We start from the raw sequence: 11,563 nt of genomic DNA on the forward strand, positions 1-11,563 counted from the left end.
AGGGATTCAAATGAACAGCAACAAAGCGAAAAAAGGCGCAGAAAGGGCTCCTCACCGCTCCCTGTTAAAGGCTGGAGGCTTTACAGATTGGGAAATTGACCGTCCATGGATAGGTGTAGTTAATGCTTACAACTCCATAATACCAGGACACACTCACCTGAATAGAGTTGCTGAGGCAGTCAAACATGGAGTCTATTCAGGAGGAGGCCTCCCGCTGGAGTTTCCGGTGATAGGCGTCTGCGACGGCATCGCCATGAACCACGAGGGCATGAAGTTCTCCCTGCCCAGCAGAGAACTCATCGCCGACTCCATTGAAGTCATGGCAAAAGCTCACGCACTGGACGGCCTTGTCATGGTCACCAATTGCGACAAAATAATTCCCGGCATGGCCATGGTCGCTGCAAGGCTCAACATCCCCTCCATAATAATAAGTGGAGGTCCCATGCTGGCCGGCCAACACAAAGGATGCGAAGTGGACTTGAGTTCCGTATTCGAGGCAGTGGGAAAATATGACTCGGGGAAAATGAGCCTAGAAGAGCTCATTGAGCTTGAAAATTCCGCCTGTCCCACCTGCGGTTCTTGTGCAGGGATGTTCACGGCAAACACCATGAACTGCATGATGGAGGCTTTAGGGCTGGCCCTGCCAGGTAACGGAACCATTCCCGCCGTATACGCTGCCAGAGAGAGGCTTGCCAAGGATGCTGGCAGGATCATCTTGACACTTGTCGAAAAAGGCATAAAGCCGCGGGACATCCTGACGAAGGAGGCTTTCGAAAACGCCGTGGCTGTAGATATGGCTTTGGGAGGCTCCACTAACACGGCATTGCATTTGCCAGCGATAGCTCGCGCAGCAGGGGTTTCTCTCACTCTGGAAGACATGGACAGAATAAGCCGCAAGACTCCCCACCTGTGCAGCATGAGCCCTGCAGGAAAACATCACATGCAGGACCTGTACAGGGCTGGAGGTGTTCAAGCCGTCATGCTGCGTCTTGCAGAAGGGGGACTAATTAACGGCGACTGCCTGACGGTCACCACTAAAACAGTGAAGGAAAACTTATGTAGCGCAAAAGTTATAGATGAAAATATCATCAGGTCCTTGGACAACCCCTATCACTCAGAGGGCGGAATAGCTGTCCTGAAAGGCACTTTAGCGCCAGAGGGATGCGTAGTAAAGCAGGTAGCAGTGGTCCCCGAGATGATGCACCACGTAGGACCCGCTAGGGTGTTCGACTGCGAGGAGGACGCGTCAAGGGCCATAAGGGAAGGCAAGATAAAACCAAAGGACGTGGTTATAATCCGCTACGAAGGCCCCAAGGGAGGCCCTGGCATGAGGGAGATGCTTGGCCCCACCGCTAGCATAGCTGGAATGGGCCTTGACAGCTCTGTAGCCCTCATAACCGACGGAAGGTTCTCTGGAGCTACCAGGGGAGCATCCATAGGGCATGTATCACCTGAAGCCGCAGCAGGTGGTCCAATAGGCCTCGTAAAGGACGGGGACATGATAGAGATAGACATACCCAACAGAAAGCTCAACTTGCTGGTGGATGAAAAAGAGCTTGAAGAAAGGCGCAAATCGTTCAAGCCAAAACATCAAGAAACCACTAGCTCTTTCCTGGAAAGATACAGGCACTTCGTTACCTCCGGCAGCACCGGAGCCGTCTTCGAAAAGTAAAAAATAAAAAAAGCAGCTGGGGATTTACCAGCTGCTTTTTACTATCTTGTTACTCGTTTTTTGCTTTCAGCTATTTCTTTTCCTCGTATCCGAGGAACTTGGCTTCGTCCTTGTATCCCAGCTCCCAAAGGGCACTGCGGTATATGTCAAGATATTCTTTTCCTTCCGGAGTCTTCATGCACTCGTCATAAACCAGTTTCAGACCTATCTCCCTGGCCTTCTTCTGGTCCTCTGGGCTCCAGGTGATTATCTCTATGCCTTCCATTTCTTTCCATTTCTCTCTTGCCTTGATCTCATGGACGTATACCATGGCGGACATATAGCGGGCCCTATCAAGAGCGGCGAACACTATGTCCTTGTAATTCTGAGGCAGAGAGTCCCATGCAGCGGGGTTCACCGTGAGGGGGAAGTACTCACAGGTTCCGTTCTGGAACGCAGGATCTATAACGTACTTAACCACTTCGTGGAAGCCCATCCTCATGTTCTCATCCCAGAAGGTCCACTCTGCTGCATCTATGTTGTTGGTCTGCAAAGCCGTGTATATCTCTGGAGCAGGGAGCGAAACGGTGGTTGCACCAAGGGCATTGTAGAACCTTGCACCAAAGCCGGAGGTACGGATTTTCTTACCCTTTATCTCCTCAAGATTGCGGATTGGAACCACAGACATGAGCTGCTCATAAAGGGGGCTAACCATTGCGTGTCCCAAATATTTGATCCCGTGTTTGGCATAGAGCTTCTCGAAATAGGGGAAGAGCTTCTCCGTCACATATGCACCCTCAGCATAGGTCCCCAGGGGATCTCCGGGGCGGGTGGTCAGGATGAAGCCCGGGTCCTTTCCAGGCCAGTAGGCGCCGTACACCATGGAAGCCTGGACGACACCGTTTCTCAAATTGTCAAAGGTCTCAAACACTGGGAAGAGAACGCCGGCTGGGAAAACCTCGATCACGAACTCTCCACCAGAGAGGGTCTCAACGGTCTTTCCAAACTCTTCAGCTATCCTCTGCTGCTCCGTACCAGGCATGGCATGGGTTACCATCCTCCACTTTACCTTCGCAGCAAAGGCTGCGTTAGCGCTAACGAGCACTAGAGCCACCAACAAAAACAGCGTCAAAAACTTTCGCATCTTCCTGCATACCTCCTCTTTTTGTTTTTGTACCAAAACCTTCGTGGAACTACACTCTCTCGCTCAACTACCACCCCCGTTCCACAGTTAAACAACCAAACACTGAAACATAAAGTTTAATAAGTCTAAATGACCAACATCCTCACAGCCCCAAGACCTGTTTCGGTAGCCACAAGAAAAAGTCCGGGAAAACAAACATGATGGCAACGCAGGCTACCTGCAAGACCAAAAATGGAATACTAGCCCTGTAGATCTCCGTTATTGTGACATCCTTAGGCGTTACGCCCTTGAGGTAGAACAAACTAAATCCAAAAGGCGGAGACAAGTAACCACACTGCAAGAGGACGTTGAACACCAAACCAACCCACAGGGGGTCATAACCCAACCTAGCGAGAATGGGAGCAATTATAGGCACGGCAAAGAATATTATCGCTCCTGGTTCCAAGAACATCCCCAAGATAAAGTAGAAAACAGAAGAGGCAATAAGGACCATGACAGCTCCGCCAGGCATGTTCATTGCTAGCTGAGACACCAGGCGATTTCCTCCTACCCCTGAGAAGACCGACCCGAAAGCAGTGGCACCTATCATAACCCAACCGACCATAGCCGTAATGGACAAGGTCTCGTAACAGGAGGAAAAGACAATCTCCCAATTGAGCCTCTTTTTAATCAAGCCGATCAGCATCGCCCCTGCCGCACCGAAAGCCGCTGCCTCCGTAGGAGAGGCGATTCCAGAAAGGATGGAACCCAAAACCAGGATTATTAAAAGGCTGGGAAGGAACACGCTCCTTAATGCGTAAAGTTTTTCCTTAAACGAAGCTCTTTCGTCGGGAGGAAGAGGGGGACACAGATTGGGGTTTATAAGGCTTCTTATAAGGACGTATCCAATGTACAGGATGCCCAGAAAAACACCAGCAGTAAGCCCTCCGGCAAAAAGTCCTCCGATGGAAACCCCTGTGACGGCACCATAAAGAACCATGTTGGTGCTCGGTGGTATTATTTGTCCCAAGGTACCTGAGGCCATAACAATGCCCATGGAGACGTTCTTGTCGTACTTGTACTTCAACATCTGAGGAAGACCTATTAAGCCCAACCCAATAACCCCAGCTGCGACGACTCCCGAAACGGCCCCCAAGAAGGCTCCAACTATTACAGTGGCTATGGCAAGACCACCTCTTAAGCCGCCAGACCACTTATAGAAGGCATCATATAGGTCCTCTACCACGTTGGTTTTCTGTAGTATGTAGGACATGTAGATGAAGAGAGGGACCGCTATTATGACGAAGTTGTTCATGGCTCCCCACGTGGCCGATATCAAGATATTCAAGGCTCCTGGGCCCCAAAGAAAGTAAGAAAAAACTATGGCTACAGCAGAAAGGGAAAAGGCAATGGGGACTCCCGCCGCCAAAAGAAGGAACAAAGCCGCAAACATCAAAAGTGGTAACATATCGCCAGTCATCGCTTACACTCCTTTTTCGTTTTCCATGTCATCAGGTCGCTGAAAGATGAGACGCATCATGTTCTTGAAGGATTGCCACGACATAAGTGCGCAAGATATGGGTATGACCCATCGATACCACCACACTTGAGGGTTGAAGGGCGTTTGATGGGTAGAGCGCTCCTTCATTATGGTCGATCGGATTGCCGTGGGAACACTGAGGTATATCATCACCAAGACCACGAAAAGAACCACTATCTCCCCGAATATACCAAAGATTCTTCTCCACTTTGGGGGAAGGTAGTGGTTGACCACGTCCACGCTGACGTGATTGTTGAGCATGTGGCAGTATGCAGCCCCCAACATGAAAAAACAACCAAAGAGAAATATGGACACCTCAAAGGTCCAGATAGGCGTCCTGTTGAGGAAAAAACCCTTAAGGGAACTGTAAACTATGATGGCAATGAGAGGGAGAATCAGAAGAGATATCATCTTTCCTAACTTATCCATTTGCGCCACTCCTTAATCTAGAATAGACATAAAGCCACTATGAAACAAGGCTCGTAAGACCGAAGGTTTACTTTTGTAGACTTAAACACATACCAGGAAGGTGCCCCACTTTTTCCGTGAAAGCGGACTCATAAAACTTTGAAAAACTTGAGGGGCGCACGTTACAAAGGTAACATGACGCTGACGCCAAATATACTATATGCCACCACCATCATTGTCAACCTGTAGATTGTATAAAAAACGGTAAAGAATACAGCAAATCGTTTGAATCTTTAGAATGGTTCCAGAGATAAGGAATTCATAAAAAATTCTTGAAATGTAAGGTTTTCTTCAAGGGGGATATGCTCTGTTTTTTGGACTACAGAACAGGCTTTATGCCATTCTTTCTCTCCTCCAAGCAAAACCAGCTTGGCCCCCTCCGCTGCTCCGTTGCCTACGGGGATTACCTTGTCCTTCATGGCAGAAGGAATAAGGCCTATCTTCATTGCCGAGTCTGGATTTATGTAATTTCCCAAGGCCCCAGCCAAGACCAATTCATCGACGTCCTTCCAGGTCATACTGGCCTTTTCCAAAAGGGCTTTCATAGCGGCCACCACTGCTCCCTTGCTAAGCTGTAGCTGACGAAGGTCCTTCTGGGAGATGAAGATCTCTCGACTTTCTCCCTTAGCTATCATCACTACCCTTTCTCCACCTCTTTCCACTACCATAGAGGCCAAAGATGGGTTTTTTATATTTTCTGGAGGATTAATCCTCCCCGAAGGGAGAACCACCCCTCCCTCGCAGAGGATCGCCACAGCATCCACCAAACCCGAGCCGGTAATCCCCACAGGTTCTCCTCCTCCTATGACCTTAGGGATCATGTTCTCTCCTTCCCAAGAGAGCTCATTGACAGCCCCTGTTGAGGCCACCATTCCACAGAAAATATTTCCTCCTTCGAACGCAGGCCCTGCAGCCGCAGAACAAACTAAGATCTTGCCTTGGTGTATCAAGGCTATCTCTCCGTTGGTCCCCAGATCAAGAACCAACCTGGTCCTTTGAGGCATCACCGATTCCACGAAGTGCAAAAGTCCGACCATATCCGATCCTACGAATCCGCCTATCAGGGGCAAAAACCTTATCCTCGCACTGGAGGAGACCCCCAAGGAGAAATGGTCCGCCTTATCACAAGATGGACCTTTCTGCACTGGACAAAAAGGAGCTCTCCCCAGAGTGACGGGCAAAAGCCCCTTGAAGAAGTGATGCATACACGAATTACCGATCACCAAAACTTCTTCGCAGTTCTTCAAGTCAGCCCCCACATCTGAAGCTAGACGCGCAAGAAGAAGAGCAACTTCCTCTCTCAGGCCCTTGACCATAGCCTTAAAGGTCTCTTTTTCCTTGAGAGCGTGGGCTATCCTTGAAACCACATCCGCTCCGAAGGGAACTTGGGGATTTCTGCTCATAAGGGCACCCAGTTGATGTCCCTTTTTCAGATCCAGCAAATAGCAGGCTATCGTCGTGGTCCCGATATCACATACCGCCCCTAAAATGGGCTTTTCTTCCTGCTGTGAGCTTACGGATACCACATCCTGCCCTCTAAGGGTAGCTGAAACATCCAAGGTCTGACGTTCCATAAAAAGCTCTGCGATATCAGCCATTACCTCGTCTCTTATGGGATTTACAGGTCGTCCTGCAAGAGAGGAAAATTTTTCCCTCAACGCTTCCTCCAGGCTCTCGTATGCTCTTATCTCCTCCCAGCCCAAGGAAACATTGATCCTGATCGTTTCTGGGGAAACTTTTATTCTCGCCGGTTTTACTACAGAAGCTATCTTCTTTTGGCTTTTTATCTCCTCGAAATGAACGCTAACTCGAAGCTCTCCCATGATCCTTACTCTGCACGCAAGCCTAACCCCCTTGGAAAGGGACTCCTCTCCCAAAAAGGTCCTCTCCAAACTGTCCGGCAGGCTTGCCTTCCCTGAGACCATGACCTTACACTTGCCGCATAGGCCAAAGCCTCCACAGGGAGCCTCAATAGCAACTTTTTCTCTTCTTAGGACATCAAGAAGGTTGTCCCCCTCCTGACAGTAACAAACCCTTTGGTGTCCATTTCCCGTTTCAATTACCACCCTGCAAGAATTTTTCGGCAAACCTACCACCTCTAGGTTAGTTATCAAAGGGGAAATCGCCCATATCTTCCAGACTTCTTGAAGTAGCGTATTTTCTAGATGACCGCAAATGATACCTCATGGCCGCTTCAGCTGCCTTGGAGTCCCTCTCCTTGAGGGCCGTCACTATGAAATGGTGCTCCAGCGGAGAATCAAGCTCGTTCTCCCCGAGCTCATATATGGGGTCAAACAAGGCCAAAAATATATCGTAGCGAAGTATCAAGTTCTTTATACTTTGTTCCAAGAGGCAGTTTCCCGAGATTTTAGCTATAGTACCATGAAACTCATCGTTGACCTCTATATAGCCTTTGAGGTCTCTTTTATGAAAAGCCTCCCTTTCCCTGGAAATCAATCCTTCAAGATAACAAATGTCCTCCCCTGTCGCTCGTTCGGAGGCCAATGCCGCAGCAACGGGCTCCAGAGTCTCCCTCATGAAGACCACCTCTTCTATGTCCTTTGAAGAGGGCAGAGCGACAACCGCTCCCTGGGTTGGAGAAGGCTCCGCCAACCCCTCCGCCATGAGACGTTTTATGGCCGCCCTAACCGGCGTTCGGCTTATCTTGAGCTGCTTTGCCAGAGCCGGCTCAGAGAGCCTGCTTCCCGGTAGAAGCCTCCGAGCTAGAATGGCCTGCTTTATCTTTTGATATGCTTCGTTCTCCAGCGTTCCCGTCGTAGGCAAGGAAAGTCCCCCTTTTTATTGAGCACGATTATATCAACAAGGAAATAAAAAGGGCAGGGGTACAAGGCATTCCTCCCCCTACCCCTCAAGACCCTTTAACTACAGCTCTTTCACTTCATGATGGACTTTTACCCCTCGTTTTTCCATCTCCTCTATGAAACGTTTAACTGCTACCTGGTTGCTGCCTATCATCTCGGGAGTGTTCACACCAGGCATGTCAACTATGCCTTCAGCTATGAGGCGGCCCATGATAACACAGGGGAAGCCTGTGGTACGAGCCATGGAGGTGTATCCTGTCTCCATGTCCCTTTCATCGTACATAACGAAGGTATGGCGAACAGTCTTTTTGTCCTTTTTACCAGTAACGTCTATCTTAAAGAAGGTGAACTCCACCTCGTCGTCCTCCAACTTCATCTTGGGGTAAGCCAAAGCCGCAAAGAACTCCCTGGGAGCTATCTTGCACCCTTTGATCTCTATGGGCTCCAAATCGAAGAAACCTATGTCCCTCAAAAACTTCAACCTATCGGCCGTTCCAGGATACCTCAAGGTCTTCTCCGATATGTTTTTGGCGGGAATGGTTTTAAGGAGAGAGCGGAGGCCATCGGTCAGGAAACCCTCCATCTCGGGAAGATCTAATCCAGGTATGTCAAACTTGTACACCTCGTTCATGCTCAAAGCAGGCATCTCGACTATTTTGCCGTCTTTCTTGAACCGAACCGGACGGACATACTCCTCTATGCAGTCGTCGGGAGAGAATACGAACTTGTAGTTGAAGGGCTCCTTGGGCTCCTTTGGAAGCCCCGTAACATATATGTCCACGTCCTCAACTTCGTCGAGCTGGTGTACGGCGCTTCCTATCAAAACGTTGGAGAAACCTGGAGTGACGCCCACATCCTCGAATATGGTAACTCCTGCCTTCTTGGCCTCCTCGTCCCACTGGAAATAATCCTCCGCCATGAAGCTTATGTCCGACATGTTCTTTCCAGCCCTGATCACCGCGCCCATCATCTGGAAGCCCAAGAAACCAGGGACCGCTCCTATAACCAGATCATAGTCCTTTACGGCTCTTTCTATGGAATCAGGGTCTGCAAAATCCACATCGTTTCGGGTGTGTACAGCTCCATTTGATTTCTTTGCTATTCTATCCAACGCTTCTTGACTCTTATCCGCCACAGTTACATCGTAATTCGGGTCAGAGCCTAAATCCAACGCCATTACAGAACCAACAAGCCCGCCGCCTAAAACTATCACCTTTTTCATGCACCCTACCTCCTTGAACGTTTGTGTATACATATTTTGAATACATAGTTATTATACCTTATGATGGCATCCGGTCAACGTCCAAAAGTTTTAAAATAAATTTATGGACCTTGCCTTGAAAGTCCTGATAAAATCCTCATATCCTCGGCGCTTGGCGGGGAAGAGTGTTTTGTAAAGGGAGCTCAAAGGGTGAAAATTTTCTTCGAAAACAGATCTGGTTTACTGGTTGACACAAAAAGAGTACACACGTCGGAGTTTATTGCACCTCAAGGAAATAACCTCAGGCCTTATTACGATAAAAGCGCTTCCCTCCGGGAAAGGTTCGAGGTTTTTATCAGCCTTTGGCAGAACAGTCTAAAAGAGGCACTGCTTGATCCCTTTGCTCGGGTTATCCTTCTGGACCAGGAAGGTCTGCATAAGTTTTTTACCCTGCCTAGTGATGGGTTTTTCATATGTGCTGCAGCGTCTTTTTGGACCATAGGGCCTAAGCTTGAAGAGCATGCCTCACATCTTGCAGCATCAGGACAGGCAGTGGAGGCTCTCATTTTGGACGCTTTGGGAACCATGGCTCTTGCGGAGGCAAAGGAAAGGGTAAGAAATTTCATAGAAAAAGAAATCGCCATACCCCTCGGACTCTATTCAGCAGAACATTACCCCACTGGGGAAGAAAAAATCCTTTCTGAGATGCTGGCCCTTTTTCATACCTCGGCAAAAAGAAGGGGCGCAGAAGGGACAAGTCCCACCTCCAAGGAGCCCTTGTACCCCATGAAGTCCGGGTTTTGCCTTTTCTTGTTCAGCGAAAATGAAGTGGAACTAAAGACATCGGAAAAAAGGTGCAAGCCTTGCCTTAAAGAAGGTTGTGGCTACTTTCAAATCGGAGGGTGTCCTATAATGAAAGCGGACGGACCTTAAAAGCTGGCCGCCCGCTCCTGCCCGTTGGAACATCAAATTACCTTATCCAAGCATATAATAATCCAGTATGGCCTCTATGTGGATCTGAGTGGTATCCAAGATGGGTACCTCCAGATCTTCTTCCTTGATGATGAGGGGAAGTTCGGTGCATCCCAAAACCAAAGCTTCTCCACCTTCTTGATGAATCATCCTATTGGCTATTTCCAATATCCTTTCCTTCTCCTCGGGAAGAACTATGCCCGCCTCCAGGTTTGGGAAAATTATGTTGTGAATCGCCCTTTGATCCTCTGCCTCGGGAACTATGGCCTCTATCCCGTACTCCGAAAACTTCTCCGTGTAAAGGCCACTGCTCATGGTAAAGCCCGTTCCAAAGATTATGACCTTCTTGAAATTTTCCTTCTTGGCGGCTTTGCAAGTCTCCTCCACGATGCTTACAAGAGGCAGAGGAGACTCCGCCTTCACCTTCTCAAAGACTATGTGCGCCGTATTGGCAGCCATGGCGGCAAACTCCGCCCCACCTAGAGCCAATCGCTTGATAGAATCTATAAGCCGCTGAGAAAAGGATTCCCAATCCTTTGCCGCAGCCAGATGGTACATCTCTGAAAGGTCTAGGCTGTCTATTATCATCAAAGGATAGATGTCTTTCCCCGTCCTCTCCCTAAAGCCCTGGATTATCCCCTTGTAGTAATGAACCGTAGACTCAGGCCCTATGCCTCCCACTAGACCAAGCTTTCTCACCTTAAACCGCCCTCCTTGTCAAACCAGGTTGATGCATACTACATTAGATATTCTACAGCAAAAGCCCCGTAAAACTCGGCAGCTTTTATAAGTTTGTCTATTTCCACGTACTCGTTGGGTTGATGGGCTAACCTTGCTTCACCAGGCCCCAAAATAACCATCGGCAAGCCTGTCTCCGGCACGAAGACAGCCCCGTCAGTGTAGTAATTGACACCTCCTGGCACTAACTCTCTTCCAAAGACCTTCTCTCCAACCTTCTGTGCAAGCTTCACTAATTCATGCCCCTCGTCGGTCTCCACGGAAGGCCTGTCGTTTTCCACCATTATGGATATATCGACGTCTGGGTTCTTCTCCTTCATCTTTTCCACTATGGATCTAAGATCCTCCATGATTTCCTTATGATTCATTCCCGGTACCGTCCTTATGTCGACAGTGATCTCGCAACGGTCTGGGACCACGTTGGTCTTTATGCCTCCTTTTATGGTGCCTATATTCATGGTAGGACAGCCAAGGAGTTCATGTTCCTGATATTCAAATTTGTAACCGCAAAGCTCTTCCATAAATTGCTTCATGTGTAAAATTGCGTTTATACCCATCTCAGGCATTGAACCATGCGCCGTCTTTCCCAAGGCCTTAACTCTTAGCCACAAAGCTCCTTTTTCTGCTATATACAACTCGTTTCCACTGGGTTCTCCAATCAGGATAGCTCCAACTTTAGACATCTCTTTTTCTTTTAAAAGTTCCTTTGCCCCAATACTATCGGTTTCCTCACCTGCCGTTGCAGCTATTATGAGGTTTCCTTCAAGCTCCACTTTAGATTTTTTTAGAGCGCCTGCAGCCATGATCATGGCCGCAAGGCCAGATTTCATGTCTGCTGCACCTCTACCATAAATTTTATTTCCAACAATTTCTCCCGAAAACGGCCCATACTCCCACCTAACATCCCCTGGAGGTACCGTATCAAGGTGACCGTTATACAGCAAAGCCGGCCCTTTACCCTTTCCCCTTAAGACCCCCACTACATTTGCCCTCTTTTCTCCAATGGGGCGAAGGTAGACATCAAGGCCCAGCTCTTCCATCTTCTCCG

Annotated in this window: 10 protein-coding genes; 2 read left to right on the top strand and 8 right to left on the bottom strand. The window is 48.8% G+C overall.

Annotated elements, in window-relative coordinates; all coding sequences use genetic code 11:
• Positions 1 to 10 precede the first annotated feature (10 nt).
• Positions 11 to 1,672, top strand: coding sequence for a dihydroxy-acid dehydratase (gene ilvD, locus V7Z69_RS02985; protein ID WP_334138469.1), 1,662 nt, complete (start codon positions 11 to 13; stop codon positions 1,670 to 1,672).
• A 70-nt stretch (positions 1,673 to 1,742) separates the two neighbouring features.
• Here the strand turns inward: ilvD and V7Z69_RS02990 are convergent, their stop codons facing one another.
• From V7Z69_RS02990 to V7Z69_RS03015, 6 genes are all read right to left on the bottom strand, one after another.
• The gene (locus V7Z69_RS02990) at positions 1,743 to 2,795 is read right to left on the bottom strand and encodes a TRAP transporter substrate-binding protein (protein WP_014162198.1); all 1,053 of its coding nucleotides are present in this window, start codon (positions 2,793 to 2,795) and stop codon (positions 1,743 to 1,745) included.
• Positions 2,796 to 2,937: 142 nt separating this feature from the next.
• Positions 2,938 to 4,254: a TRAP transporter large permease gene (locus tag V7Z69_RS02995; protein ID WP_014162197.1), complete on the bottom strand. Its 1,317-nt coding sequence runs from the start codon at positions 4,252 to 4,254 to the stop codon at positions 2,938 to 2,940.
• 3 nt (positions 4,255 to 4,257) lie between these two features.
• The gene (locus V7Z69_RS03000; RefSeq protein ID WP_014162196.1) at positions 4,258 to 4,743 is read right to left on the bottom strand and encodes a TRAP transporter small permease subunit; all 486 of its coding nucleotides are present in this window, start codon (positions 4,741 to 4,743) and stop codon (positions 4,258 to 4,260) included.
• Positions 4,744 to 5,015: 272 nt separating this feature from the next.
• Complete coding sequence (locus tag V7Z69_RS03005; protein ID WP_334138471.1) at positions 5,016 to 6,869, bottom strand: ASKHA domain-containing protein; 1,854 nt, start codon at positions 6,867 to 6,869, stop codon at positions 5,016 to 5,018.
• 16 nt (positions 6,870 to 6,885) lie between these two features.
• Positions 6,886 to 7,566: a GntR family transcriptional regulator gene (locus tag V7Z69_RS03010; RefSeq protein ID WP_014162194.1), complete on the bottom strand. Its 681-nt coding sequence runs from the start codon at positions 7,564 to 7,566 to the stop codon at positions 6,886 to 6,888.
• A gap of 99 nt (positions 7,567 to 7,665) precedes the next feature.
• Complete coding sequence (locus tag V7Z69_RS03015) at positions 7,666 to 8,826, bottom strand: saccharopine dehydrogenase family protein (RefSeq protein ID WP_334138473.1); 1,161 nt, start codon at positions 8,824 to 8,826, stop codon at positions 7,666 to 7,668.
• 189 nt (positions 8,827 to 9,015) lie between these two features.
• Between V7Z69_RS03015 and V7Z69_RS03020 the strand changes: the two genes are divergently transcribed.
• Complete coding sequence (locus V7Z69_RS03020; RefSeq protein WP_014162192.1) at positions 9,016 to 9,738, top strand: hypothetical protein; 723 nt, start codon at positions 9,016 to 9,018, stop codon at positions 9,736 to 9,738.
• A 42-nt stretch (positions 9,739 to 9,780) separates the two neighbouring features.
• Here the strand turns inward: V7Z69_RS03020 and V7Z69_RS03025 are convergent, their stop codons facing one another.
• Both V7Z69_RS03025 and V7Z69_RS03030 read right to left on the bottom strand, forming a co-directional pair.
• Positions 9,781 to 10,476, bottom strand: a complete 696-nt coding sequence (locus V7Z69_RS03025) for an aspartate/glutamate racemase family protein (protein ID WP_334138475.1) — start codon at positions 10,474 to 10,476, stop codon at positions 9,781 to 9,783.
• A gap of 38 nt (positions 10,477 to 10,514) precedes the next feature.
• Positions 10,515 to 11,563, bottom strand: a 1,049-nt coding sequence (locus tag V7Z69_RS03030) for a M20 family metallopeptidase (RefSeq protein ID WP_334138477.1), incomplete at its 5' end; no start/stop codon positions are given.

It is taken from the genome of Thermovirga lienii, from assembly GCF_036847465.1.
In the GTDB taxonomy this organism is placed as follows: Bacteria; Synergistota; Synergistia; order Synergistales; family Thermovirgaceae; genus Thermovirga; species Thermovirga lienii.

Coding starts and splice junctions, on each gene's coding strand:
- ilvD (WP_334138469.1), top strand. CDS start 11: ATGAACAGCAACAAAGCGAAAAAAGGCGCAGAAAGGGCTCCTCACCGC.
- V7Z69_RS02990 (WP_014162198.1), bottom strand. CDS start 2,795: ATGCGAAAGTTTTTGACGCTGTTTTTGTTGGTGGCTCTAGTGCTCGTT.
- V7Z69_RS02995 (WP_014162197.1), bottom strand. CDS start 4,254: ATGACTGGCGATATGTTACCACTTTTGATGTTTGCGGCTTTGTTCCTT.
- V7Z69_RS03000 (WP_014162196.1), bottom strand. CDS start 4,743: ATGGATAAGTTAGGAAAGATGATATCTCTTCTGATTCTCCCTCTCATT.
- V7Z69_RS03015 (WP_334138473.1), bottom strand. CDS start 8,826: ATGAAAAAGGTGATAGTTTTAGGCGGCGGGCTTGTTGGTTCTGTAATG.